The organism is Lacrimispora sp. 210928-DFI.3.58, from assembly GCF_020554865.1.
Lineage (GTDB): Bacteria > Bacillota > Clostridia > Lachnospirales > Lachnospiraceae > Enterocloster.
The window spans coordinates 74,566-100,112 of sequence record NZ_JAJCIC010000011.1 but is presented as its reverse complement, the minus strand read 5'-3'; the positions used below and the strand labels follow the sequence as shown (position 1 = coordinate 100,112).

Sequence of the window (25,547 nt, the reverse complement as noted above, 5' to 3'; positions counted from 1 at the left end):
CTTAAAAGCTGGGCGGTGAGCTTACCCACAGGATGGATGCGCCGTTTTTGCTGGTTAGATAATGCTTCTTATCTGCTGTGAAGTAAAAGGATTCTCCTTTTTTTGCCTTATAGATCTTGTTTCCTAAGTGGATGGAGACAGAGCCCTGGAGCACATAGCCGAATTCTTCTCCCTCGTGAGGGTTATCCGGGTAGGTGGAGCCTCCCGCCATCAGGGTCAGAAGAATGGGTTCCATAATATTCTTCTGGGCATTGGGGATGATCCATTTGATCTCATTCTGTAATTCTGTGTCAAATTTTTCAAAATAATCCTGGCGTCCGAATACGATCTGCTCATCAGGCGCCTCATTAAAAAATTCGCCGATGGTAGTTCCCAGGCACTGCAGGATATCCATAAGGGTCGCAATGGAAGGGGAGGTAAGATTACGCTCCAGCTGCGAGATAAAGCCCTTGGAAAGCTCAGCCCTGTCGGCCAGCTCTTCCTGGGTAAGCCCCTTGAGAACCCTAAGCTCCTTTAGTTTGTTTCCGATATCCATGAAAAGCCTCCTGAAACTTAACAAAAAGTTTACAAATACTAACTGACTGTAAAAATAAGCAAAAAGTTTAGTAATAATAAACAAACGCGATTCTCATTATACAGGAAATAAAATCTATGTCAATACCTTTTCTAAAAGTTTTGATTAACAAACATACAAAATTATGATATGATGTGTTTAGTTAAAAATCTGACATAAATTTAGGGAGGTACTGCAGGCATGAAAGGCAAGTATATGGCATATGTAGGATCTTACTCCTACACAGGAAAAGCGAAGGGCATTACCGTATTTGATGTAGATGTGGAAAAGGGTATATTTAAGGAACGCTGTGAGATGGAAGTGGACAATTCCTCCTATGTGATCGCATCCAGCAATGGAAAAACGCTGTATTCCATCGCAGATGAGGGCGTGGTTTCCTTCCGCATTCTGCAGAACGGCAGCCTGGCAAGGCTCAACAGCGCATCCATCCGCGGTATGAGAGGCTGTCACCTGTGTACGGACCTGGAAGATAAATATGTGTTCGTCTCCGGCTACCATGACGGAAAGACCACTGTGCTGAGCCTGAACAAGGACGGCTCTGTGGGCGGCATTGTGGACGGTGTGTTTGATAAAGGATATGGAAGCGTTGCAGAGCGCAACTTCCGCCCCCATGTAACCTGCACCAGAAGGATGCCGGACGGCAAGTTTGTGCTTTCCGTTGACAATGGTATCGACCAGGTGAAGATATACCGCTTTAATGATAAGGAACAGAAGCTGGTACAGGTGGACAACATTCCCTGTGATCTGGAGTCCGCTCCCCGCCATTTCCGTTTCAGCCGGGACGGCCGCTTCCTGTATCTGATGTATGAGCTGAAAAATGTGATCGATGTATTTACCTATCAGACAGGTGACCGCGCTCCGGTGATCGAGAAGATCCAGACCATCTCCACCACCTCCACAAAGAACCCGGGCAATCTGACGGCGGCCTGCGCCATGAGGCTCTCCTGGGATCAGAAATATATCTACTGCTCCAACGCAGGAGAGAATACGATCAGTGTTTACAGAAGAGATGAGGAGACCGGCCTTCTCACCATGCTGTGCTGTCTGCCTATCAGCGGAGAGTACCCGAAGGACATTGCCGTGTTCCCGGACTCCCAGCACATTGCGTCCTTAAACCACGACAGCGGCACCATCACCTTCTTTAAGGTGGATTATGAAAAAGGCCTGCTTGTTATGAGCGGCCGCAGCATCCGGGTCAATGAACCGAACTGCTGTACCATTGCAAAAATCAGTGATTAGCGTGCTGGATGCCACCGCTTCCAGGCGGCCAGTATCCTAGAGGGAGGACAAATGGCAGGTTCCATTTACGGTACAATATTAAAGATCAGCACCTGGGGGGAATCCCACGGAAAGGGAGTGGGCGTGGTAGTGGACGGCTGTCCGGCCGGGCTTCCCCTGTGTGAGGAGGACATCCAGATCTATTTAAATAGGAGAAAACCCGGACAGAGCAAATTCACAACAGCCCGCAGAGAGGGGGATGTGGTGGAGATCCTTTCCGGCGTTTTTGAAGGAAAGACCACAGGGACGCCCATTGCCCTGGAGGTGCGCAATACAGACCAGCGCTCTCATGATTACAGCAATATCATGGATGTTTACCGTCCCGGCCATGCGGATTATACCTTTGATGCAAAATACGGCTTTCGGGATTACCGGGGAGGCGGGCGTTCCTCAGGGAGGGAGACCATTGCGAGAGTGGCTGCCGGGGCGATCGCTGCAAAGCTGCTGGGGAGCTTAGGCGTACAGGTGCAGGCATATACCCGTTCGGTAGGCCCGGTGGAGATCGAGGACGGAAGGTTTGATATAGAAGAAATGTGGAAGAACCGCCTCTATATGCCGGATAAAAAGTCGGCAGCAGAGGCAGAGAGCTACTTAGAGCAGATGATGGCGGGAAAGGATTCCTGCGGCGGCGTGGTAGAGTGCGTAGTCACAGGACTTCCGGCAGGAGTGGGCGAGCCGGTATTTGATAAGCTGGACGCTGCCCTTGCAAAGGCCATGTTCTCCATAGGGGCAGTGAAGGGCTTTGAGATCGGAGACGGCTTTGCGGCGGCAAAGGCCCTGGGCTCCCGGAACAACGACGGCTTTCAGATGGCGCAGGCGGACGGCAGGCAGCCTTCCCGGAAGGCCGTAAAGTGCACAAACCATGCAGGAGGCATCCTGGGCGGAATGAGTGACGGCAGCCGGATCATCATGAGAGCAGCCTTTAAGCCAACTCCATCCATTGCCCAGCCCCAGCAGACGGTCACCAGACAGGGGGAAGACACGGTCATTGAGATCAAGGGCCGTCATGACCCCATTATCGTGCCCAGGGCAGTGGTGGTGGTGGAGACCATGGCAGCTCTCACTATAGCAGACATGCTGCTGGTCTCCATGACCTCCAGGCTGGACCGGATCCAGGAGTTTTTTGGAAGATAGAGATATGAATATTGTGGATATTGTATTAAGCGTGCAGAAAATACTCCTGTTTTCTGCACGCTTTATTATGCATATTGCATAGTTGAAGGAAAATCAGGCCCCTGATTAGCCAGTAAAAAAGCGCCATCAGAGCCAGCAGTCAGCATACCAATTGGTATAAAAACAACGACAAAGGTATGATGAATTTTTTGCGAAAAGGTCGAAAAAACAGATAAAAACACCAGTACAAGCGAAAAAAATGCCCTAAAAATTAAAAAAAATGTGAAAAAGACCTTTACAAACATCATATGTTATGCTAATATAGTGACAGATGAAACAGAAAAATGACCAATAAACTGTCAACAGCGAGGTCTAAGACCCAGCAATATGACGGCTGCATAATAGCCGCAGCCGGGGAAGGAGCTGCCATGCGTAGAGATGGAAAAGAGTATCACAGTGCAGACGTGCTCCCTATGGCGACCGCCCAAAAGGTGAAGATGATGATCATCCAGCGGGAGATGAAACCTGGGGACAGGCTTCCGACAGAGAAGGAATTGGCCGAACTGTTTGGCGTAAGCCGGTCTACCTTAAGAGAGGCGATGAAGTTCCTCCGTGCGGAGAATGTAGTTGTGATCCGACAGGGAAGCGGAACATTTGTCAGTGCCGGGACCGGTATCGGAGAGGATCCCCTGGGGTTGCATTTCACCAATCAGGAGAATCTGATCCAGAATCTGTTTGAGACCCGCATGCTGATCGAGCCGCAGATTGCTGGTCTTGCAGTCCAGAGGGCTACCCCCCAGGATATCAGGAATCTGGAACGCCTTGTGAAGGAGATGGACCAGATCCAGATCAATACCACGGCAACAGCCGAGATGGATGTCCAGTTCCACACCGCAGTGGCGGAGTGCACACACAATGATGTGCTGATCAGAGTGGTTCCGATCATCAATGACTCCATCAGGCGAAGCCATTTTGAGACTCATGATAACCTGGAAAGCTTCAAAAGAGCAAAGCGCAGCCACACTGGTATCTACAGGGCTATTGCAGAAGGCAATTATATGGAAGCGAAATTCCTGGCTGAGAGGCATGTTTGGGAAACATTAAATGACATGAAGGAAATGGAGGAAAAGAAATGAAAAAAAGAGCATTGGCAAAGAAGACAATGGCAGTAGCCATGGCAGCATTTACCGCTATGGGCACACTGGCAGGCTGCTCCTCAGGCAGCAAGGAAACCACCGCAGCAGCACCGGCAGAGACCACTGCAGCTGCAGCAGAGGCAGGTTCTGAGGCAGAGGCACCGGCAGAGAGCACGGGCGAGCCTGTTACCATCAAGTTCCGTTACTGGGCAGACAACACCGATTACTCCGCTTTAATGCAGGAGATCATTGCAAAGTTCAATGCAGAGAACGGCAAGGGCATTACTGTTGTTGGCGAGGAGACACCATGGGATGGCGGCGCTTACTCTGAGAACCTGTTCAATGCAAAGATGGGCGGCGGCGATGTAGACTGTGCTACATGGAAGCTGACTTCTACACCATTGTTTGTAAACAACGACCTGTTAGCTGACCTTACTCCAATGATCGATGCATGGGATCAGAAGGATGACATTGACGAGAACATGTACAATGTTATGAAGGAAGCCGGCGGTTCCGATAAGATCTACGTAATGCCATGGAACGTTCAGGTTCTGTATGTATACTACAGACCATCCTACTTTGAGCAGGCTGGCGTAGAAGTTCCCAAGACATATGAGGAATTCTTGACCGCTATCGAGAAGTGTACAATGGATACAGACGGCGACGGCAAGACCGATGTATACGGCTTTGGTATGAGAGGCGCTAAGGGCGGCCAGGAGCCATGGGGAAGCTTTGTACATGGACGCGGCGGCAGCTTTGAGGATATGACAACTGCTGAGTCTGTTCAGGGTATGCAGGATTTCATCGATATCTATACAAAGGGCTTTGTACCTCCGACAGCAACAAACGATGGCTTTAACGAGATCATTGCTAACTTCAAGTCCGGCTTAACCGCTATGACGATCCACCACACAGGATCTTCTGCAGACATGGAAGCTACCTTTGGTGATGACGTATCCGCATTCCCATTCCCGGCAGGCGTAGGTCAGTGGACCTCTATGGGTGATACAGAGACCGTTATCTTTGAGTCCTGTGAGAACAAGGAAGCAGCATTTGAGTGGGTATCCTACTTAGCAGCTGGCGAAGGCCAGAAGATGTGGTGTGAAGGCACCGGCAATGTACCTGTAAGCAAGACTGTACAGGCTGGCGACTTCTTCCAGGATAACCGTTTCATGAAGGCATCTATCGACGGACAGGGCTATGCCGGTATCCTTCCTATCCTGGATACTACAACTGAGTGGATTTCCACCATTTGGCCGAATACGGTTGCTCAGGCTCTGACAGGCAGCATCTCTGCTGAGGACTGCATGCAGACCTTACAGGCTGAGCTGTACAAGTAATCTTTGATTTGTGATACATTTATAGGTGACTATTAACTATGGGGCTGCAGTCAAATGCAGCCCCATACAAAACAATAAGGGGGATATCGTTCATGGTCAAGAAGAAATCCATATGGCCATATCTGCTGGTTGCTCCGGCAGTTCTTATTATCCTGTGCGTGGTGTTCATTCCGGTTATCAATGCGATCATTATGAGCTTCCAGCACTATGATTTGCGCAGACCCAAGGATATAGCCTTCAATGGGGTGGCAAACTACATAGCAGCATTTTCTGATAAACTTTTCTGGGGAGCTCTCTGGAGAACTCTCGTGTGGGTGATCGCCGGTGTAGGCTTCCAGTTCCTGTTTGGATTTATTCTTGCCCTTCTGCTGAACCAGAAGTTTGCAGGACGCGGCGCTGTCCGTGCAGTCAGCATGATCCCATGGGTAACGCCCGGCGTGCTTATCGGTCTTATGTGGCGCTGGATCTATGATGGAAACTTCGGTGTGCTGAATGACCTGCTCATGAAGATACATGCCATCAGCACAAAAATACCATTCTTATCTCAGGTATCCACAGCTTTCCCAAGCGTGATCGTTACTATTGTATGGCAGGGAATTCCATTCTTTGCTTTGATGCTTTTGGCAGCCCTTCAGGGTGTGTCCACTGAGATGTACGAGGCGGCTGATATTGATGGAGCGACTGCATGGCAGAAGCTGATCTACGTTACGATTCCTTCCATCAAGAACACCATTTTTGTAACCGGCCTGCTGCGTATTATCTGGGTAGCGAACTCTGTAGACGTTATCTTCAACATGACGGAAGGCGGCCCGGCATATTCCACACAGACCCTGAGCGTTTACATTTACAACAAGGGAAATGCACTGGATCTGGGCTATGCCTCCGCAATGGCGCTTCTTATGGCTGCGTGCCTTCTGGTTGTTGCTGTGCCGTACCTGAAAATGAATTTTAAGGAGGAGAAGTAAGAGTATGAGAAAACAATCCGGCTTAAAACGCTTTGTATGTGTATTCCTTCCGCTTATCCTGCTTATGATATTCATTCTGTTCCCGTTTTACTGGACCTTCGTGACATCCGTAAAGCCGGAAGAGGAGCTCTACGGAGCAGTGGTGACCTACTGGCCCAAGAACATTACATTTGAGGCTTACAGCAAGCTGTTTACCACAACTGTAAACTTTCTGGAGGCTATGAAGAACAGCTTTATCGTAGCATCCTTCAGTACCATTGTTTCACTGACGGCTTCCACTATGGCAGCATATGCATTTTCCAGATACCACTTTGTAGGACGCAAGGTGCTCATGTGTACCTTCCTGTGCAACAACATGTTCCCTACTGTGCTGCTTTTGATTCCTCTGTACAGCATTATGCGTAAGCTGGGACTGCTTTACACACCTACATCCCTTGTATTATCCTATACCACATTTACCATCCCCTTCTCCGTATGGCTGCTGCTGGGCTTCTTAAATGACCTGCCCATGTCTTTAGAGGAAGCTGCGCTGGTAGATGGATGTAACAGAGGTTCTGCATTTATTAAGATCATTCTCCCGATCTTAGGCCCCTGCCTGGTAGCGACCGGAGTATATATCTTCATGCAGTCCTGGAATGAATATACCTTCGCAATGATGTTCACCAACACAGAGACACGTACCATCCCGGTAGCCCTTAAGAGCCTTATCGGCCAGCTGGGTGTTCAGTGGGATCTGCTGACCGCAGGTGGAATCATTACCATCATTCCGGTATGTATTATGTTCTTCTTTGCACAAAAACGTTTGGTAGAAGGCTTGACAGCAGGTGCTGTTAAGGGTTAAATTAGAGGAGTTCTTTGATTAAGATGTGAGCCGTCCCGCGTATCTGCGGGTTGACATTGATAATGAGGAGGAAAACACTATGCAGTATGATAAGAAAGCAAAAGAATTGCGGGCTGAAATCTTAAAGATGTTATATGCCTGCCAGTCAGGACATCCCGGCGGGTCCCTGTCCTGCGTGGAAATGCTGATGGCACTTTATTATGAAGTGATGAAGGTAGATCCAAAGAATCCAAAGGATCCGAACCGCGACCGTTTTGTCCTGAGCAAAGGTCATGCATGCCCGACTCTGTATGCGATCCTGGCAGATTTAGGCTACTTCCCGAAGGAGGATTTGGCAAGCCTTCGTCAGATCGGCAGCCACTTACAGGGTCATCCTGACTGCAACAAGACTCCGGGCGTTGATATGAACACCGGTTCCTTAGGACAGGGCGCTTCCCTGGCTATGGGCCTGGCTCTGGCTGCAAAGCACGCAAAGGCAGACTACAAGGTATATGCGGTATTAGGCGATGGCGAGTGCCAGGAGGGCCTTGTATGGGAGGCTTCCATGGCAGCTGCTCACTATAAGCTGGATAATCTTACCTTTATGCTGGATTACAACAAGCTCCAGATCGACGGCTCCAATGATCAGGTTATGAGCCTGGGCAACATCGTAAAGAAGTTTGAGGCATTTGGCTTCGAGTGCTTCGAGGTAGACGGGCATGATATCAATGCCATCGTAGAGGCTCTGAAGGCTCCTGTATCCGGCAAGCCGAAGTTCATCTGCTGCAACACCATCAAGGGCAAGGGTGTTTCCTTCATGGAAGACCAGTACGGATGGCATGGCAGCCCCATGAACAAAGAGCAGTTTGAGAAAGCGTTAAGCGAGCAGGAGGTGTAATGAGATGGGAAAGTCTTTAAGAGTTGCTTATGGTGAGGCATTAGTAAAATTAGGCGCAAAAAATGATAAGGTAGTTGTATTTGATGCCGACCTGGCACACGCTACCCAGACATGCATGTTCCAGGCAGAGTACCCAGACCGCCATTTCAACATGGGTATTGCAGAGGCTAATATGATGTGTGCAGCAGCAGGCTTCGCACATACAGGATATATTCCATTTGTAAGCACCTTCGCACTGTTTGGTGCAGGACGTGCATTTGAGCAGATCCGTAACTCCATCTGCTATACCAATTGTAATGTAAAGTTCGGTTTCTCCCACTCCGGCCTGTGCGTAGGTGAGGACGGCGGAAGCCACCAGTCTATCGAGGATATCGCTCTGATGAGAGAGCTTCCCCATATGACCATCTTTGTTCCCTGCGATCCTGCAGAGACAGAGAAGGCAGTGATGGCAGCAGCAGAGATCGACGGACCTGTTTACATCCGTGTTGCAAGACCTGTATGCGATGATATTACCACAGCAGATACCCCATTCATCCCAGGCAAGGCCAATGTGATGAAGGAAGGAAGCGATGTATGCCTGATCGCCTGCGGACTTATGATCCCGAAGGCATTAGAGGCAGCAGCAGAGCTTGAGAAGGAAGGCATCAGCGCAGCTGTTGTGAACATGCACACCATCAAGCCCATCGACAAGGACATTGTTCTTAAGATGAACGAGACCTGCAAGGCCATTGTTACTGTGGAAGAGCACTCTGTGATCGGCGGCTTAGGCTCCGCAGTAGCAGAGGTTCTGGCTGGACATCCGGGTGCGAAGTTCGGCATGGTAGGCATCCAGGATAAGTTCGGTAAGTCCGGTAAGCCGGATCAGCTGTTTGAAGCTTATGGTCTGACCGCTGCTAACGTAGCTGCAACTGCAAGAGAGCTGCTGAAATAATCAGTAGATGACAAATTCGGAGGAATAGGATAATGACAATCTTAAATTATGAGTTTTCCGGCGAGGGAATGCAGAGAGTATTTGAGAATGAAAAGTGGACAGTAGGCATCAAGAACTGGAAGCCTGCGAACGATGTAACAGGCGTTGACTGCTTAGAACGCCACAATCTGACAGACGAGCTGTTCGTTCTGATCGAGGGAGCCTGCACTCTTGTGTATGCAAACGAGACAGAGAACGGTCTGGAGTTCGGCTCTGTGAAGATGGAGAAGGATAAGGTCTACAACATTCCTGCTACTCTGTGGCACAACACCATTACCCAGAAGGACACAAAGATGATCCTGATCGAGGATTCCAACACCTCTATGGACAACAGTGATATCCTGAACCTGGACGAAGAGCAGATCAAGACGGTAAGAGGCCTGGCTTAATAGATCGTATAAGGTCGGCGGAAGCGGCAGAATGCCTGCTTTCGCCGGCTTTTTCGCATATGGGGGAAGCTTTCGTCTTTGGAAACGGCTGCCCACTATGATAATGCCGGGATTTCGGATCAATAAGTCTCTGCATTTGGTGGATTCTCCGATTGCAAAACAGGTGGAACATTACTATAATATTAGCGACAATGAGGAGGATAAAGCGATGATCAAGAGATTTTTACAGTGCACAAGCATTAGAGAGAGAATTGACCTGCTTTCCAGCACCGTGCTGAGCGACTGGAATGACCAGGACCTGGATGTGATCTTAAAGGCCTTTAACATTTCACCGGAGAGCTTTGCAGATAAGGTGGATAAGATCGGAGCGATCGAGAAGTACCTTGCCGATTATAAGCATGAGGTGGAGAATAAGGCTACCATGAACTGCAAGGAGATCGATGAGGCTGTTTCCAGAGATGCAGGGGAAACTCTGTATGAGGAAAAGGGGATCGGTTCCTTCGTAAAGAAGATGCTGAACAGCTGATAGAAAACAGTATTAAATAAAAATGGATGCCGGCGGAGCAGAATCCGTTGGCATCCATTTTTGTTACACAGGAAACTCCTCTGGAGCCTCCTGTGCAACAAAATACCCCTCCGGGCAGGAGCCTTTATGCATTTAAAACGCCCTTTAAATACTCTGCGATCTCAGGAACCTGGCAGTTGGCGAAGAAGTACTCCTGGAATTTCTCACCGCTGATCGCTGTCTTTAAGAAGTCTTGATCGATCTCCTTTAAGATGGTCATGATATCCTTGTGGGTGATCTCCTTTACGCCGTCAAGGATCTTCTTGTTGCGCTGCTCAGGAACAACTCTCTCCTTAGGATATCCGCCGCCGCTCTCGCAGCCAAACAGCTTTTCAAAGATGTACTGGAGTCTCAGCTCTGCGCCCCAGCCAAAGCCCTTTGCAAAGGGGAGCGCGATGGCGTTGCCGTCATTGATCTGGGCAAACATGAAAGCATCCTCGGAATCTACGATATGGCCGCAGAGAACACCTGGGAATGCGTTGCAGGCCAGCATAGCGCCCTCACCTGTGCCGCAGCCAGTTACAACATAGTCAGCTGCCTTAGAGTTTAAGAGGATGGCGGCAAGAAGGCCGTTCATAACGTATGTAAGCTGTGTCTCATCCTCAGCGGTGTACATGCCGTAGTTGTAAACGGTGTGGCCCATGGGCTCTACGATCTTCTTTAAGTTCTCACAGATCATGGAGTTCTTTGCTGCCTGGCTGTTTTCATTGATTAATGCGATTTTCATAGTGTTTCATTCTCCTTTTTACTATATTGATTTATCTGGGGCTGCTTACTTCACCAGAAGATCAGGCAGCCAAGTAACGATAGGTGGAATATAGGTACACATTAATAATACTATAATTAACGGTGCGATGAAAGGTAATATTGATTTATAAAGCCGGTCAAGCTTGATCTTAGCAATATCGGAGATGACGAACAGGCATACGCCGAAAGGAGGAGTTACCTGGCCGATCATCAGGTTCAGTACCATTACAACGCCAAAGTGCACCAGATCGATGTTCAGGCCCTTGACAATGGGAAGGAGCACCGGAAGCATCAGGGTTAAAATAGCGCCTGGTTCCATGAACATGCCCAGGATCAAAAGGACGATGTTGATGATGAGCAGGATAACGGCTGGGCTGCTGCTGATGCTCAGGATGAAATCTGCAATTGTCTTGGAAGCGCCTTCCTTTACCAGTACGTAGGTGAACAGGGTGGATGTGCCGATAATGAACAGCGTATTGGCAGAAGTGATGGCTGATTCCAACAGGCAGTTCTTAAAGGTCTTCCAGTCCATGGTGCGGTACACGACCAGCGCGATGATCAGTGAATAGGCCACTGCAATGCTGGAAGCCTCTGTTGGGGTGAACCATCCGGTGGTAAAGCCTGCCAGGATAATAAGAGGCGTGATGAGTGACAGGATGGAGCCGAAAAACTGCTTGATCAAGGACTGGATGTTAAAAGGATGGCGCTCAAATCTGTACTTCACAGCAAAGATGAATACCAGGATCATCAATGCAACGCCCATAAGGAGTCCGGGAAGAACGCCTCCCATGAACAGCTTTGCCACGCTGACGCTGGCCGTAGCTCCGTAGATGATAAGCGGAATACTGGGCGGGAAGATCGGTCCGATAACAGAGGAAGCAGCCGTTACGGCTCCTGAAAATTCGTTGCTGTAGCCATTCTTTGTCATAGCCTCCATCTCGATGGTTCCCAGGCCGCCTGCATCTGCGGTAGCGCTTCCTGACATACCTGCAAAGATGATGCTGGCTACGATATTGGCATGGCCCAGACCGCCGGGGATCCAGCCAACCATTTCCTTTGCGAAGTTGAATATCTTATCTGTGATCTTTCCTGCGTTCATCAGGTTTCCTGCCAGAATGAACAGGGGAACGGAGATCAGGAGGTAGGAATCGATACCGGTTACCATTTTCTGTCCTATGACCATTAGCGGATATTCAAGAATGAGGCAGCCCAGCACAGCACTGGCACCGATGGAAATGCTGATAGGAACACCGATCAGCAGTAAAATAATAAACGTAATAAAAAATATTGCCATTGCGCTTCTCCTCCTTTACTGTACGGCTTTGCCGGTTAAAAGCATAGTCCGTTCAATGAGCTGGTAAACCGATTTGACAACGATATACCCCCCGGCGATCGCCATAGGAAGGAAATGCCAGGCCTTGGATAAAAACTGCATGGTGGAAAAGTAGCTGGTGCTGTTGATCTTGTACATGCCGCAGTAGGCCACGATCATAATAACGCCCAGGCCGATGCTGAAGATCTTATTGACGAACCAAAACAGATTCTGCACCTTTTCCGGCACGCGGACATAGATCATATCGAGTGTGATCAGGCGGTTCTGGTCGTAGAGGACGATGACTCCCAGGAAGGCCATCCACATAAAGAGGAAGCCGCACAGCTCTGTGGAGAAGCGGAAGGATTTATTAAAGAAGTTCCGCGCGCACAGCTCTGTGAGCATCATTGTTACAATGCCTGCTATGAGCAGGATCAAAAGAGCGGAAACGATCTTTACGAAAACATCCGTGATTTTTTTATAAAGTCTCATGGCTATTACTCCTTTGGGTTTAAAAGAGGCTGCATCCCGGCCGGGATACAGCCTCTGCTTAAGGTGTTTGATTAGTTCCCTAAAATAGCATCCAGGATATCCTGATCAAACCAGGACTCATTTGCATAGCGCTCATAGTATTCCTTGCCGCCCAGCTTATCCTTAAAGCTCTGGATATCCGGAGCCTCGTCAAACTCAACGCCTGCCTCCTTTAAGGTCTGTGTAGCGGCCTCGTTGTCAGCAGCAATGGTATCAAAGGAATACTTAGCAGCAGCCTTTGCCTGCTCCTTTAAGATCGCCTGATATTCAGCAGGAAGCTTGTTCCAGGAGTCAGCGTTAGCAGCCATGGTGCAGCCCATCCACATGTAGTTGATGAAGCTGAAGTACTTGATGTCATCGTAGGTAGCGTTTGCAACCAGATGATAGGTAGCGTTGTCCTGGCCCTCAGCAGTGCCGTTGGAAAGTGCAATTGCCAGCTCGTTCAGGGCAAGGGCAACAGGGTTGGCGCCCAGGGTCTCCCAGCAGTCTAAGTACATCTGGCTGGTAGGCACGCGCAGTTTCAGTCCCTCAACGTCAGCAGCTGTATGTACTGGGCGGTTGGTGGTGGAAATGTGGCGCATACCGTTATCACCCTCTGATAAATAGATCAGTCCTGTGGAAGGAAGATCTGCGAAGATCTTCTCGCCGATCTCGCCGTTTACAATCTCATATGCATCTTCTGCTGTGTCAAACAGGAACGGAAGATCCAGGATCTTCGCTTTGTCATAGAACTCTGTATAGCCAGAGGTTCCTGCAAAGATAATGTCGATGGTTCCCATACGTGTGGACTGCAGTGCCTCGGCATCATTGCCCAGCTCGCCTGAGTGATGTGCATCCAGAGTGATCTTGCCGCCGGAAGCCTCTTCTACCAGCTTTTTGTATTCAAGAATGGTCTTGGTAGGAACGGAATTCTCATTACCTGGGGAATAAACAGTTAAAGTAACAGGATCTAAAGCATCCAAGCCAGATGCGGCAGCCTCTGCAGCGTCAGAACCCTTCTCAGAAGCAGCTGCAGCAGCTGCAGCGGTTGTAGCAGCAGCTGTCTCGGTTTTTCCGGAACCGCCGCAGCCTGCCAGTGACAAAGCCATGGTAGAGGCCAGCACGATGGATAAGATTTTTTTCATTTTTAACCCTCCTATGTAATATGCATTTTGTAGAGACATTGTATGATTGTATGATGTCTTCGTACAGCAACATTATATCATGCTGACGGATAAAATCTATCGACAAATATCATAAAAAAACAAAATAATTTTATGCAATATATACAACGAAAACGGAGGGGAATAAGAAAAAGATCGGAAAATAGATGGAAAGAAGTAAAAAAAGACGCCTGCAGTTGGAGCAAAAGCCAAAACGCAGGCGAGATCGTCTATTTGGTGGTGGATTTGGCCAGATCGGCAGCGACCAGCTCTAAATGCTGCTGCATATTCCGTTCTCCGGCTTTGGCATCTCTGGCTTTGAACGCATCCAGGATGCTCTGATGGGGCTGAATGGCATTTTCCGCATTCTGCGGGATATAAAACGTCCTGCTGCGGAAATTCTTTACATGCTGTTCCACCTGTTTGCTGATACTGATAAGGAGATGATTCTTGCTGAATTCGACAATAGAGGAGTGGAACTTCTCATCATATATGACGATGCTGGATACATCCTTACTTTTGACAGCCGTAATAAATTTCTGGTGGAGCTGTTCTAAGTGGGCAACGTCCTCATCGGAACAGCGTTCAATGGCCAGGCGGACCGAGAGAGGCTCGATGGCCATGCGTACTTCCAGAAAGTCCCTTGTCTCTACCTCGTGCTCTGCAAACCAGTGAAGGATATCTCCCAGCTCCACCTCTGAAGTGCGGGCGGCAAATGCACCCTTGCCGGGACGCAGCTCCACGTAGCCGGTAGCCTCCAGCATGCGGAAGGCCTCGCGCACCGTACCGCGGCCTACGCCCAGCTGCTGGCATAATTCTTTTTCTACAGGAAGCTTGTCACCAACGGAAACATCGCCTGAAAATAGATATTCTTTAATTTTTTCCACAACCTGCTGGACAACAGGGATACGCTTCACAGTTTCCATGGTAATTCTCCTTCCTTTTATGTTTATATATCCTAATCCTAAAGTTGAATTTTGTCAATATGCAAGAAATCAAAGTTTTTTTTAACAGTATCTATTGACATTTGCACAATACTCTGCTATCTTGTGATCAGATTGTATGATTGTATGATGTCAAAGCACTAAAACCTGATCACACATTTCATTGAAACCATGGAGGAAAATATGGATATTGCAAGTTTGAAACAAACCTGCCGTACTGTGCGCCGTGACATTATTAATATGACGGCGGATGCAGCCTCAGGCCATCCGGGCGGATCCTTATCCGCAGTAGAGATCATTACAACATTATTTTTTGAGAAAATGAACATTGATCCATCTGATCCAAAGAAAAAGGACAGGGACCGTTTTGTACTGTCAAAGGGACATGCAGCTCCCTGCTATTACGCAGTGCTGGGAGAAAGGGGATTTTTTGATAAGGAAGAGTTCAAAAACTTCCGCCAGCTCCACAGCTTCCTTCAGGGACATCCGGATGCGAAAAAGTGTCCGGGCGTAGATGCTTCCACCGGTTCCCTGGGACAAGGGATCTCGATTGCAGTGGGAATGGCCTTGGGAGCAAAGAGGCTGGATCACAGCCAGGTAAAGGTATATACGCTTTTGGGAGACGGAGAGCTGCAGGAGGGCCAGGTATGGGAGGCCAGCATGGCAGCGGCCAATTACGGACTGGATAACCTGACCGTGATTGTTGACAACAATGGCCTTCAGATCGATGGAACAAACGACGAGGTCATGAAGCTGGGATCCCTGAGGGATAAGTTTACTGCCTTTGGCTTCCATGTGCTGGAGATCGATGGGAATGACCTGGAGCAGGTATCGGCAGCTTTGGACGCGCCTTCCGAAGGAAAGCCAAAATGCATTATTGCCCACACAGTAAAGGGCAAGGGCGTATCCTTTATGGAAGATCAGGTGGGCTGGCATGGAAAGGCTCCCAACGAGACAGAGCGCCAGCAGGCATTAAGGGAATTGGAGGAAGAGGCATGAGTGAACTGAAAGCAATCCGAGTTGCCTATGGAGAGGCCTTGGCTGAATTAGGAGAGAAGAATGAGAAGGTGGTTGTGCTGGACGCAGATCTTGCCCATGCAACCATGACTGCAACATTTGGTAACAAGTTTCCGGAGCGTTTCTTTAATGCAGGTATTGCAGAGGCCAATATGGTGGATATGGCGGCAGGCCTGTCTACTATGGGATATATTCCCTTTGCCAGCACATTTGCGATCTTTGGCACGGGACGGGCGTATGACCAGGTGCGCAATGGGTGCGCATACCCTAATTTCAATGTAAAGTTCGGTATGACACATGCCGGGATCACTCTGGGCGAGGACGGCGGCAGCCATCAGGCCATAGAGGATCTGGCACTCATGCGCGTGATCCCTGGGATGACAGTGATCGTGCCCTGCGATGCGAAGGAGACCCACCGGGCAGTTGCTGCAGTGGCAGAGATGCAGGGGCCTGCATACCTGCGCCTGGCACGCCTTCCTTCCCCTGTGTTTGAGGAGGAGATGCCCTTTGAGATCGGTAAGGCAAATGTGCTGAGAGAAGGAACGGATGTGGCAGTTTTTTCCTGCGGCATCATGGTCTCCACAGCGCTGGAATGTGCAAAGAGGCTGGAGGCAGATGGGATCTCGGCAGCTGTCATCAATATGCACACCATTAAGCCTATTGACAGGGAATGCATTCTGAAATATGCAGGAAGCTGCAAGAAGATCGTCACAGTAGAAGAGCACAGCGTGATCGGCGGACTGGGAGACGCAGTAGGCGATGTACTGCTCCAGGAGAGATGCCATGTGGCATTTAAAAAGATCGGAGTCCAGGACAGGTTCGGCCAGTCCGGAAAGCCGTCAGATCTCTTAGAGGAGTACGGACTCAGCGAGGATCAGGTCTACCGTCAGATCAAAGAAATGGCAGGTGAATAAGCTATGATCGTAAATCAGCCGACAGGGATCGCCCATGTGGCAATCCCCACAGATGAGCCTGAAGCAACGGTTGCATTTTATGAAACCCTGGGCTTCAAACGCCTGGTGGACGGCGGAGTGCGCGGGATGCTCCAGTGCGGCAGCTGCGTGATCGAGTATTACCCCAGGCGCTGTGATAAAAAGCCTATCGGAAATATCGACCACATTGCACTGGCCTGTGATAACCTGGACGAGGCCTATGAGGAGATCAAGGGCCTGGGCTGTGAGATGATCTCAGAGGGCATTGAGTCCAATCAGATGTTTGCTCCAAAGAGCAACCGCTTTTTCCTGTTCAAGGGGCCAAACGGCGAGAAGATCGAATTTTGCAAGGTGAGCTGAGAAAGCAGTCAAAATGCGGAAACTCAAGATCATAAAAGTCTTGTATTGGAGGAGCCCTTGATTTATAATAAGTGAGAGAAGTTTGGCTAGGACCAGACAAAATCAAACATAAGGGAGAAAGAAACCATGAAGATTGCAATGGGAAATGACCATACAGCCATTGAGCTGAAGAATATCATTAAGGAATTTGTGGAGAGCAAAGGATATGAGGTGATCGACCTGGGAACCAATTCACCGGAGAGCTGCGACTATCCGATCTACGGTGAGAAGGTGGGCCGTGCAGTGGCTTCCGGCGAGGCTGACTTAGGCATCACGATCTGCGGCACAGGCGTAGGTATTTCCCTGGCAGCCAATAAGGTAAAGGGCATCCGCGCCTGCGTGTGCAGCGAGCCCTACACCGCAAAGCTCTCCAGACTCCACAACAATTCCAATGTCCTGGCTTTTGGCGCCAGAGTGGTAGGAAGCGAGCTGGCTAAGATGATCACGGAGGCCTGGCTGGATGCCGAGTTTGAAGGCGGAAGGCATGAGCGCCGCGTGAATATGATCATGGATATCGAGAACAGGGCATAGGATCCAAAGCTGCTTTTGAACGTCCGGCAAAGCTGCAAAGAAAACAAAAGACAAGCTCCCGCCAGGGAGGAGGCATAAGGCCTTCCTTTCCGGCGGGAGCTTTCTGTATCATGAGATATCCAAAGCTTAGTAATTCTCAGCCTTTCTCTCAAAGTAAGCCTTTGGATGAGCGCAGCATGGACATACTTCAGGAGCGTCGGGGCCTTCATGGATATAGCCGCAGTTTCTGCACTTCCAGCCTAATGGGGCATCGCCCTTGAAGGTCTTGTCATTCTTCAGGCTGTCAAGAAGCTTATTGTAGCGCTTTTCATGGGCAGCTTCAACCTTTGCAACCAGTTCAAACTTCACTGCCAGTTCAGGAAAGCCCTCCTCACGTGCCTCACGTGCCATGCGGGCATACATATCGGTCCACTCATAGTTCTCCCCGGCAGCAGCGTCAGCCAGGTTCTCCTCCGGAGTTCCGATGCCGTGGAGCTCCTTGAACCACATTTTTGCATGCTCCTTTTCCTGGTCTGCTGTCTCCAGATATAAGGCAGCCATCTGCTCATAGCCGGCCTTCTTGGCAGCGGAAGCGTAGTAGGTGTACTTGTTGCGTGCTTCGGATTCGCCTGCAAAGGCTTCTCTTAAATTCTGTTCTGTCTTTGTTCCAGCATATTTTGATGCCATATGTAATACCTCCATAATTAATAATAGTAATTATTACTGTTTTTATTATATAGAAAAAACAGGAAAATGTCAATGATAATATGAAAGTTTTCCTGATTTTTTTATAGCTATAGATAGTTTATGTAACGGAAAAGACGTGGAATAAAAAGGCGCCGGATAGGAAGATCCAGCGCCAGTGTATTTATGCCGTTGCGTTAATGCTGTAATCGGATATTAGCCGAAGTATCTCTTTAACAGACCCTCGAATGCACGGCCATGTCTAGCCTCGTCCTTAGCCATCTCATGAACAGTGTCATGGATTGCATCCAGGTTCAGAGCCTTTGCTCTCTTAGCCAGGTCGAACTTGCCGGCGGTAGCGCCGTTCTCAGCCTCTACTCTCATCTCCAGGTTCTTCTTGGTGGAAGGAGTAACAACCTCGCCTAACAGCTCAGCAAACTTTGCTGCATGCTCAGCTTCCTCATAAGCTGCCTTCTCCCAGTAAAGGCCGATCTCCGGATAGCCCTCTCTGTGAGCTACTCTGGACATAGCCAGATACATACCAACCTCAGAGCACTCGCCCTCAAAGTTAGCGCGCAGGTCAGCCATGATATCCTCCGGGCATCCCTGAGCAACGCCTACCTCATGCTCACATGCCCAGCCAAGCTGTGCATCCATCTCTTTGAACTTAGAAGCGGGAACTCCGCACTGTGGACATTTCTCAGGTGCCTGCTCTCCCTCATAAACATAACCGCATACTGTACATACCCATTTTTTCATAGTGAATATTCTCCTTTTCTTTGATTTATTTTAGTTACGGCCCGGCAGAAGGGCCGGGGCCTAATGTTTTTATCTGAGTAATAATAGTAATTATTACTGATATCAATATAAATGATTTATGCAGGTTTGTCAATACCTTTCTCTTTATTTTTTTCGAGACAATTTTTACATGTTCCATAAAACAGAACAGAGTGGCTGTCAATAATGCCGGGGGCATACTCCTGGGCAGTGCTGTCCAAATGACTCAGGGTGTTGAGATTGTCCATGACCATGTCATAGATCTGGCGGCATTCCCTGCACACAAAATGATAATGCTCACTTACATTACCGTCAAAGTGGTCAGCCCCGTCACCGCAGTTCACCTTTTTGATCTCCCCTGTCTCAACCAGCAGGTTTAAATTGCGGTACACAGTTCCAAGGCTGATATTGGGAAATTCTTCGCGGATGCTGGCGTATAGGGCGTCTGCCGTAGGATGGTCATGGCGGCTCATCAGACTGGCTTTGATGGATTCCCTCTGACGGCTATACTTTAGAACTTTCATAGCATCTCCTTCTTGAAAATATAATAACAATAATAGTTACTATTTTATAATACCAGAAAGAGGGAGATGTGTCAAGGTCATTCTCGCTTGAGTTTTTGCATTTTGTGCCGTGACTCAGGCATTCCCGCTATTCTGCCGATGTGGCGTAGGGAATCCGCTCCAGTGCGATCCGTATAAATTCATGGGTAGCACGTGACATATAGCGTCCCTTGTGGTAGCCAATGCCCAGAATGCCGTGAACCCTGGAGTAGTTGAGGGAATACAGGTTCAGGTGATAATGCTCCATCATGATGGTTTTGTAGGTATGGGAGGGGTGCTCCTGGGACATGAACATTTTGGGATAAAAGGTGATCCCCATCCCTTTGCCGCTTAAGGCCAGGGCCGTCTCAATGTTCTCTGTCTCCAGCACAATGCGGGGAGATATCTGGGCATCCTCAAAGATCTCATCTGCGATGGTGCGCACGCGGTTTCCTTTATTTAAGAGCACAAAAGGGCATTCCTCTAAAAGGCGGATATCCACGGAAGCAGACAGCTTATTTTTGATCTCATCCAGCCTGCCGGGATATGCCTTGCTTAGGACCTCATCCGGGACCACGAGGAGGATCTCCTCCTGGCAGATGGGCACGGTCTCCACATTTTCTGCAGTAAAGGGAAGAAGATCGATCATCAGGTCAATGTTGCCGTGGAGCAGGTCAGAGGCCAGGGCGCTGGATTTGCCCTCCACCAGGCGCAGCTCAATGCCGGGAAACTGTGACTGGTAGATTGGCAGGATCTCAGGAAGGATAACGCGCCCCCTGGTGTGGGATACGCCGATGGACAGCTGCCCTGTAGTGAAATCCTTGATATCCCCGATCTCCTTATAGGTCTCATCCCGGAGGTCTAAAAGCTCCCTGGCCCTGGCCTTTAGAGCCTGTCCCGCATAGGTCAGGGTCAGGGGAGAGGTCCTGTTGAAAAGCACCACATTAAATTCCTTTTCCAGGTTGGAAATATGGTTGCTCAGGGACTGCTGGGAAATATAGAGCCTTTTGGCGGCCTTGGTAAAGTTGAGTTCCTCCGCAGCCACCAGGAAATATTCCATGTTCAAAAAGTTGATCATCTCTGTGCCCCCTGCAAAAAGGCCTCCGGTTCCTTAAGAAGACGCTCCTTAAGCTTTGGCAGGAAGGCAGCCGCTTTTTCAAAGGAGGTATTTACCACCAGCTCCTCCGGAAAATCCGTGGCGTTAAGGAGTTCATGGGCAGCCCTGTGGTTGCCCACATCCGCTTCCACATGGGCATCGCTGTTGATGATAATGGAGGTGCCGTAATGGATGCAGCGCTCCAGCATTTTTTCGTAGTTTTCCCTTGCTCCCACGCGGACGCTGACAGAGGACAGGGAGCTTGTGTTGACCTCCAAAAGGGTGTGGTGCTCCTTTGCCGCCGCTGCCAGGGTATCATAGTCAACAGGCAGGCGGGAATCATCCGGATGGCCGATGATCTGGATATCAGGGTTTTCTATCGCCTTTACGTATGCCCTGGTATAGTCGGAAATCGTACCGCGGGCAATGCACTGGATATGGATGCTGGCAATGGCATAGTCCAGCTTGCGTATCATCTTGTCATCCAGGTCCACAGAACCCTCAAAGTCAGTGATGTTGAGTTCCGCTCCCATCATAACGGGAATGCCGTAAAGGATCCTGGGGACGACCTTTAGGTTGGAAAAATAGTAGAGATGGCAGGTTCCCGGCATGGCAGGGGCATGTTCGGAACAGCCGTAAAGGCGCAGCCCCTTTTCAGAAGCAGACCGGGCCATCTCGTAGAGTGTATTGTAGGCATGGCCGCTGGCAATGGAGTGAGTGTGCAGATCCAGCAAATCTATCATAAAAAGCAGGTCCTTTCATAAAATAAAAACGTTCTTATGCTGAATGCATCATATCACATTTTTTACGGACTGGAAAGAAGAAAAAATTTGAATAATTTTTAACAAAAAACTATGGAAATATCGGGTGCATTCTTGCTATAATGTAGAGGAATAGTAATTCACTATAGTATATGGAAGGTGAGGAGAGCATTATGAGCGAAGAGATGAACAAGGAGTTAGAGGAAGCAGTAGAGGCGCCTGTAGAGACCATGGAGGACTATGCTGCAGAGCTGGAGGCATCCTATGCAACTCTGAACAGAGACCGTATCGAGGCCGCAGAGGACGAAAGCGGAGACGGCGCAAAGTGGGCAGAGTTTGCCAGGATGATGGAGGAAAAGGAGATCGTCAAGGTGAAGATCTCTGAGGCAGTAAAGGGCGGCGTGGTTGCCTATGTGGATGAGGTACGTGCATTTATACCCGCATCCCAGCTTTCCACTGAGTATGTGGAGATGCTGGAGGACTGGCAGGGCAAGCATGTGGAGACATATATCATCACAGTTGATCCTGAGAAGAAGAGACTGGTGCTGTCCGGCCGCGAGGTGGAGCGCGCGAAGAAAGAGGCCTTAAAGAAGGAACGCCTTGCCCAGTTTAAGGCAGGAGACGTTGTGGAGGGAACCGTTGACAGCATCAAGACCTACGGCGCATTTATCAAGCTGGCCGAGGGCGTGGACGGGCTGCTGCACATTTCCCAGATCAGCACACAGCGCATCAAGCATCCGGGCGTTGTGCTCCAGGAAGGCCAGACAGTCAAGGTAAAGATCCTCTCTGCGGAGAATGGAAAGTTAAGCCTCAGCATGAAGGTGCTGGCAGAGCAGCAGGCTGATAAGGAAGAGCATGAGACCTTTGACTACAAGGAGACAGGTACTGTTTCCACCGGCCTGGGCGACCTGTTAAAGGGGCTTAAATTCTAAACCTGCATGCGCCCGGCTGGCGGACGCTCCACTATACCGCGAAAGTCTGGCGGGCACATTTGGCATACCTGAATACATGCCGCCTGCCTGGCGGCAGGACTTTTGTGGTAAGATTAATGACAGAGGAGGGATAGGAATGACCAATATCCCGAAACCGGACGACCAGGTAGACCAATGGCGTTCGGTGATGTTTTTATATGATTCCGCACTAAAAAAGATCAACACGAAGATCGAGATACTGAACAACGAGTTTGTGAGCCGCTATGACTACAACCCGATCGAGCATATCAAATCAAGATTAAAGACAGCTGACAGCATTGTAAAGAAGCTGAAAAAGGACGGATACGAGGTAACCATAGACAATATGATGGAGCATCTGAGCGATATTGCAGGTATCCGCATCATCTGCTCCTTTACCTCGGATATCTATCAGATCGCAGATATGTTAGCCAGCCAGGGGGATGTGACGGTGCTTCATGTGAAGGATTACATCAAGCACCCGAAGCCCAATGGCTACAAGAGCTACCATATGGTCATCACTCTTCCGGTGTACCTGTCAGACGGGCCTGTGGAGACAAAGGTGGAGGTGCAGATACGGTCGGTTGCCATGGATTTCTGGGCGAGTCTGGAGCACAAGATCGCATACAAGTTTGAAGGGAATGCGCCTGAGAACCTGTTAAAGGAGTTAAAGGACTGTGCAGACATGGTAAACATGCTGGACGGGAAAATGTTCTCCCTTAACGAGGCTATCACGGCATTTGCCAAAGAGCATCCAAAGGACAGAGAGAACGGGAATCTGGAAGAACAGCAGTGAAGCAATATATAAAACAGACAGATAAGGTAATAAAAGTGAACCTGCGCCAGCTGGTGATATTTCTGGCAGTATACCGGCTGGTAGCAGGTATATTCTATATTAGGCTGGTAAACCGGCTGTTAAGGCTCTCTCTGCAGGAGGCAGGATATAGCTACCTGACTATGGGCAATATGAGGGCCTTTCTGCTGCGCCCATTTACAGTTATCTGTGCTCTGGCAGCCCTTGGCCTGGCAGCAGTGATGGTGCTTTTGGAGGCAGGAGCCCATCTTGCGGTCTATAAGGCCTCTGTGGGGCTTGAAAAGGTGGATCAGCTGTCCATATTAAAGGGAGCCCTGGCAAGAGGGGCAGGGCAGTGGAGAAAGAAAAACTGGCAGCTGCTTCCCCTGGCATTGGCAAATTACCTTATGATGAACAGCTTTATCCTTTTACGGATCCTTACAAGGGTGAGGCCGTTCGATTTTGTTATGTATGAAATACTTCGGACACCGCCGGCAGTGGCAGGGCTTGCGTTTCTGGCGGTCGTGATGATCCTGGCAGGCTTTCCTGCCATGATGGTGCTGTTTTTCTGTATGGAGGAGCAGCTGCCCTTTCGCCAGGGGGCCCGAAGAAGCCGGATGCTGATAAAAGAGCAGAAGAGGAAGGCAGTAGCCCTTTTGATGGCGGTAAACCTGCTCCTCATCGGAGCTCTGGTGATAGTTTATGTTGCAATTACAATAATCTCTGCTATACTGGTGACTATATTTGTGGACAGCTATGCCGCAGTGGCTGTTCTCTCCATTGTAGGTACGAAAATGGAACTGGCTTTGCTGTTTATCGGTTCTTTGCTGGCAGCAGTTCTGGATTTTGGGGCCCTTACAGTGGTCTATGTCCGGTTTGCAGGAGAGGAGGCCTCCTGGCTTTCTCAGGAAATCGGAGAGGGAGCCGTGGAGCATGTGAAGCGGAACCTGTTCCTGGGAGTGACGGGAGCCCTTATGGGAGTCAGCGCCTTTATGATCTTTGATATGGCCTATAATGGCCCGGCCTTTGACTGGTCCGGCCTGGGATATACGGAGATCACGGCTCACCGTGGAAGCTCTCAGATGGCTCCGGAGAATACCATGGCGGCTCTGGAGCGGGCCATGGAGGAGATGGCGGATTACAGCGAGATCGATGTCCAGGTGACGTCGGACGGCGTAGTGGTGCTCTGCCATGATCTGGATCTGAAACGCGTGGCAGGGGTGAGCCGCCGCCTGCAGGATATGACCTGGGAGGAGGCAAAGGAGCTGGATGTGGGGAGCTACTTTTCCAAAGCCTACAAAGGGGAGCGGATACCCACCTTGGAGCAGGCGCTGGAAGCCTGCAAGGGGCGGATGAAGCTCAACATTGAGCTCAAGGATATGGGAAAGTCCTCCAGTCTGCCGGAGCAGGTGGTACAGCTGGTAAAGGAGCAGGACATGGAGGAGCAGTGTGTGCTCACCTCTGTCAGCCTTTCTTATTTGAAGCGTGTGAAGGAGGCAGACCCTGACATCAAGACAGGCCAGATCCTGTCGGCAGTGTATGGACGCTGTTATGAGGAGGAGTATGCGGACTTTATCAGCATCCGTTCCAGCTTTGTGACGAGAAGCCTGGTGGAGGCCGCCCATGAATACGGCAAGGCTGTCCATGTATGGACGGTCAACAGAAAGGCAGAGCTTGAGCGGATCCAGCACCTGGGAGTGGATAATGTGATCACGGATTATCCGGCAGCAGCCAGGGCAATACTTTATCAGCAGGAGGCCGCAGAAGGACTGCTGGGATATTTGCGGATGATGCTGCGGTAGGCGGTCCTGCAGCCTGAGGACGGGCTGCAGGACCGCAGCGGAGAATCGACAGAAAATAGGACAAAGAGAGGAAACGAACATGCGTGCAGTGGTGCAGAGAGTGACCCGTGCACAGGTGACTGTGGATGGAGAGGTTTTGGGGAAAATTGGAAAAGGCTTTATGATCCTTCTGGGAGTGGCAGAGGATGACACAGAGGAGCTGGCGGATAAGCTGGCAGACAAGATATGCAGGCTGCGGATTTTTGAGGATGAGAATGGGAAGACAAACCTTTCCCTGGCGGATGTGGAGGGAGAGCTGCTGGTCATCAGCCAGTTTACCCTTTATGCAGACTGCCGCAAGGGAAACCGCCCCAGCTTCATTAAGGCCGGAAGCCCCCAGAAGGCGGACATGCTCTATGAGCATTTTATGGAGCGCTGCAGAAGCCACGTGCCGGTGGTGGAAAAGGGCAGGTTCGGAGCGGATATGAAGGTGGAGCTGTTAAATGACGGTCCATTTACATTGATGCTTGACACCAATGAGCTGTTTAAATAAGAAACGGCAGGGAAGGAGTATTGGCAGA

30 protein-coding genes are annotated in these 25,547 nt (G+C 49.7%); 18 read left to right on the top strand and 12 right to left on the bottom strand.

All coding sequences use genetic code 11. The features are described from left to right. Position 1 precedes the first annotated feature (1 nt). Positions 2-535, bottom strand: a complete 534-nt coding sequence (locus tag LIZ87_RS09165) for a helix-turn-helix domain-containing protein (protein ID WP_178315207.1) — start codon at positions 533-535, stop codon at positions 2-4. Between the two features lie 219 nt (positions 536-754). Between LIZ87_RS09165 and LIZ87_RS09160 the strand changes: the two genes are divergently transcribed. Together LIZ87_RS09160 and aroC are read left to right on the top strand one after the other, a co-directional pair. Further along, a complete protein-coding gene (locus LIZ87_RS09160) occupies positions 755-1,813 on the top strand; it encodes a lactonase family protein (protein WP_227146532.1) in 1,059 nt (352 codons plus the stop codon). Between the two features lie 51 nt (positions 1,814-1,864). Beyond that, complete coding sequence (gene aroC / locus LIZ87_RS09155) at positions 1,865-2,986, top strand: chorismate synthase (protein WP_227146530.1); 1,122 nt, start codon at positions 1,865-1,867, stop codon at positions 2,984-2,986. Positions 2,987-3,051: 65 nt separating this feature from the next. Here aroC and LIZ87_RS09150 read toward each other — a convergent pair whose 3' ends face one another. Continuing rightward, a complete protein-coding gene (locus LIZ87_RS09150) occupies positions 3,052-3,273 on the bottom strand; it encodes a hypothetical protein (protein WP_178316112.1) in 222 nt (73 codons plus the stop codon). Positions 3,274-3,309: 36 nt separating this feature from the next. Between LIZ87_RS09150 and LIZ87_RS09145 the strand changes: the two genes are divergently transcribed. The 8 genes from LIZ87_RS09145 to LIZ87_RS09110 all read left to right on the top strand — a co-directional run bounded on the left by LIZ87_RS09145 (position 3,310) and on the right by LIZ87_RS09110 (position 10,009). Continuing rightward, positions 3,310-4,101: a FadR/GntR family transcriptional regulator gene (locus LIZ87_RS09145; protein WP_227146528.1), complete on the top strand. Its 792-nt coding sequence runs from the start codon at positions 3,310-3,312 to the stop codon at positions 4,099-4,101. Next, positions 4,098-5,441: an ABC transporter substrate-binding protein gene (locus LIZ87_RS09140; protein ID WP_178316114.1), complete on the top strand. Its 1,344-nt coding sequence runs from the start codon at positions 4,098-4,100 to the stop codon at positions 5,439-5,441. The genes LIZ87_RS09145 and LIZ87_RS09140 overlap by 4 nt, the downstream gene beginning before the upstream one ends. 92 nt (positions 5,442-5,533) lie before the next feature. Further along, entirely contained in the window at positions 5,534-6,406 is an 873-nt protein-coding gene (locus LIZ87_RS09135; protein ID WP_178316115.1) for a carbohydrate ABC transporter permease, read from the top strand. 4 nt (positions 6,407-6,410) lie between these two features. After that, positions 6,411-7,247: a carbohydrate ABC transporter permease gene (locus LIZ87_RS09130; protein WP_178316116.1), complete on the top strand. Its 837-nt coding sequence runs from the start codon at positions 6,411-6,413 to the stop codon at positions 7,245-7,247. 79 nt (positions 7,248-7,326) lie between these two features. Beyond that, positions 7,327-8,124 carry a transketolase gene (locus LIZ87_RS09125; protein ID WP_178316117.1) on the top strand — a complete coding sequence of 266 codons (798 nt, stop codon included), beginning with the start codon at positions 7,327-7,329 and terminating at the stop codon, positions 8,122-8,124. 4 nt (positions 8,125-8,128) lie between these two features. Further along, entirely contained in the window at positions 8,129-9,055 is a 927-nt protein-coding gene (locus LIZ87_RS09120) for a transketolase family protein (RefSeq protein ID WP_178316118.1), read from the top strand. Between the two features lie 32 nt (positions 9,056-9,087). Beyond that, positions 9,088-9,483, top strand: a complete 396-nt coding sequence (locus LIZ87_RS09115) for a cupin (protein WP_178316119.1) — start codon at positions 9,088-9,090, stop codon at positions 9,481-9,483. A gap of 97 nt (positions 9,484-9,580) precedes the next feature. Beyond that, positions 9,581-10,009 (top strand): hypothetical protein, encoded by a 429-nt coding sequence (locus LIZ87_RS09110; RefSeq protein ID WP_227146525.1) that lies wholly within the window; start codon positions 9,581-9,583, stop codon positions 10,007-10,009. A 124-nt stretch (positions 10,010-10,133) separates the two neighbouring features. Here the strand turns inward: LIZ87_RS09110 and LIZ87_RS09105 are convergent, their stop codons facing one another. From LIZ87_RS09105 to LIZ87_RS09085, 5 genes are all read right to left on the bottom strand, one after another. After that, positions 10,134-10,775, bottom strand: coding sequence for an RpiB/LacA/LacB family sugar-phosphate isomerase (locus LIZ87_RS09105; protein WP_178316120.1), 642 nt, complete (start codon positions 10,773-10,775; stop codon positions 10,134-10,136). A 45-nt stretch (positions 10,776-10,820) separates the two neighbouring features. Beyond that, positions 10,821-12,089, bottom strand: coding sequence for a TRAP transporter large permease (locus LIZ87_RS09100; RefSeq protein ID WP_178316121.1), 1,269 nt, complete (start codon positions 12,087-12,089; stop codon positions 10,821-10,823). A gap of 15 nt (positions 12,090-12,104) precedes the next feature. Further along, positions 12,105-12,599, bottom strand: coding sequence for a TRAP transporter small permease (locus LIZ87_RS09095; protein ID WP_178316122.1), 495 nt, complete (start codon positions 12,597-12,599; stop codon positions 12,105-12,107). Between the two features lie 71 nt (positions 12,600-12,670). Further along, the gene (locus tag LIZ87_RS09090) at positions 12,671-13,762 is read right to left on the bottom strand and encodes a TRAP transporter substrate-binding protein (RefSeq protein ID WP_227146522.1); all 1,092 of its coding nucleotides are present in this window, start codon (positions 13,760-13,762) and stop codon (positions 12,671-12,673) included. Between the two features lie 248 nt (positions 13,763-14,010). Beyond that, a complete protein-coding gene (locus LIZ87_RS09085; protein ID WP_178317038.1) occupies positions 14,011-14,706 on the bottom strand; it encodes a FadR/GntR family transcriptional regulator in 696 nt (231 codons plus the stop codon). A 201-nt stretch (positions 14,707-14,907) separates the two neighbouring features. Between LIZ87_RS09085 and LIZ87_RS09080 the strand changes: the two genes are divergently transcribed. From LIZ87_RS09080 to rpiB, 4 genes are all read left to right on the top strand, one after another. After that, positions 14,908-15,723: a transketolase gene (locus tag LIZ87_RS09080; protein WP_178317039.1), complete on the top strand. Its 816-nt coding sequence runs from the start codon at positions 14,908-14,910 to the stop codon at positions 15,721-15,723. Then, the gene (locus tag LIZ87_RS09075) at positions 15,720-16,655 is read left to right on the top strand and encodes a transketolase family protein (RefSeq protein WP_178317040.1); all 936 of its coding nucleotides are present in this window, start codon (positions 15,720-15,722) and stop codon (positions 16,653-16,655) included. The genes LIZ87_RS09080 and LIZ87_RS09075 overlap by 4 nt, the downstream gene beginning before the upstream one ends. A 3-nt stretch (positions 16,656-16,658) precedes the next feature. Beyond that, positions 16,659-17,033: a VOC family protein gene (locus LIZ87_RS09070; RefSeq protein WP_178317041.1), complete on the top strand. Its 375-nt coding sequence runs from the start codon at positions 16,659-16,661 to the stop codon at positions 17,031-17,033. Positions 17,034-17,159: 126 nt separating this feature from the next. Beyond that, a complete protein-coding gene (rpiB, locus tag LIZ87_RS09065; protein WP_178317042.1) occupies positions 17,160-17,603 on the top strand; it encodes a ribose 5-phosphate isomerase B in 444 nt (147 codons plus the stop codon). A gap of 126 nt (positions 17,604-17,729) precedes the next feature. Here the strand turns inward: rpiB and rbr are convergent, their stop codons facing one another. The 5 genes from rbr to LIZ87_RS09040 form a co-directional block, all read right to left on the bottom strand. Beyond that, positions 17,730-18,269 carry a rubrerythrin gene (rbr, locus tag LIZ87_RS09060; RefSeq protein WP_178317043.1) on the bottom strand — a complete coding sequence of 180 codons (540 nt, stop codon included), beginning with the start codon at positions 18,267-18,269 and terminating at the stop codon, positions 17,730-17,732. A 213-nt stretch (positions 18,270-18,482) separates the two neighbouring features. Then, on the bottom strand, positions 18,483-19,025 hold the full coding sequence (locus LIZ87_RS09055) for an NADH peroxidase (protein WP_178317044.1): 543 nt from the start codon (positions 19,023-19,025) through the stop codon (positions 18,483-18,485). A gap of 116 nt (positions 19,026-19,141) precedes the next feature. Further along, positions 19,142-19,567 carry a Fur family transcriptional regulator gene (locus LIZ87_RS09050; RefSeq protein WP_178317045.1) on the bottom strand — a complete coding sequence of 142 codons (426 nt, stop codon included), beginning with the start codon at positions 19,565-19,567 and terminating at the stop codon, positions 19,142-19,144. A 127-nt stretch (positions 19,568-19,694) separates the two neighbouring features. Next, positions 19,695-20,663, bottom strand: a complete 969-nt coding sequence (locus LIZ87_RS09045) for a LysR family transcriptional regulator (RefSeq protein ID WP_178317046.1) — start codon at positions 20,661-20,663, stop codon at positions 19,695-19,697. Continuing rightward, complete coding sequence (locus LIZ87_RS09040) at positions 20,660-21,424, bottom strand: phosphatase (protein ID WP_178317047.1); 765 nt, start codon at positions 21,422-21,424, stop codon at positions 20,660-20,662. Before LIZ87_RS09040 ends, LIZ87_RS09045 begins: the two co-directional genes overlap by 4 nt. A 191-nt stretch (positions 21,425-21,615) precedes the next feature. Between LIZ87_RS09040 and LIZ87_RS09035 the strand changes: the two genes are divergently transcribed. The 4 genes from LIZ87_RS09035 to dtd all read left to right on the top strand — a co-directional run bounded on the left by LIZ87_RS09035 (position 21,616) and on the right by dtd (position 25,519). Beyond that, a complete protein-coding gene (locus tag LIZ87_RS09035) occupies positions 21,616-22,374 on the top strand; it encodes a S1 RNA-binding domain-containing protein (protein WP_227146517.1) in 759 nt (252 codons plus the stop codon). Positions 22,375-22,510: 136 nt separating this feature from the next. Further along, complete coding sequence (locus LIZ87_RS09030) at positions 22,511-23,188, top strand: GTP pyrophosphokinase (protein ID WP_178317246.1); 678 nt, start codon at positions 22,511-22,513, stop codon at positions 23,186-23,188. Next, positions 23,185-24,987: a glycerophosphodiester phosphodiesterase gene (locus LIZ87_RS09025; protein WP_227146514.1), complete on the top strand. Its 1,803-nt coding sequence runs from the start codon at positions 23,185-23,187 to the stop codon at positions 24,985-24,987. Before LIZ87_RS09030 ends, LIZ87_RS09025 begins: the two co-directional genes overlap by 4 nt. 79 nt (positions 24,988-25,066) lie before the next feature. Continuing rightward, positions 25,067-25,519, top strand: coding sequence for a D-aminoacyl-tRNA deacylase (gene dtd, locus LIZ87_RS09020; RefSeq protein WP_178315569.1), 453 nt, complete (start codon positions 25,067-25,069; stop codon positions 25,517-25,519). The last annotated feature ends 28 nt before the right edge of the window (positions 25,520-25,547 follow it).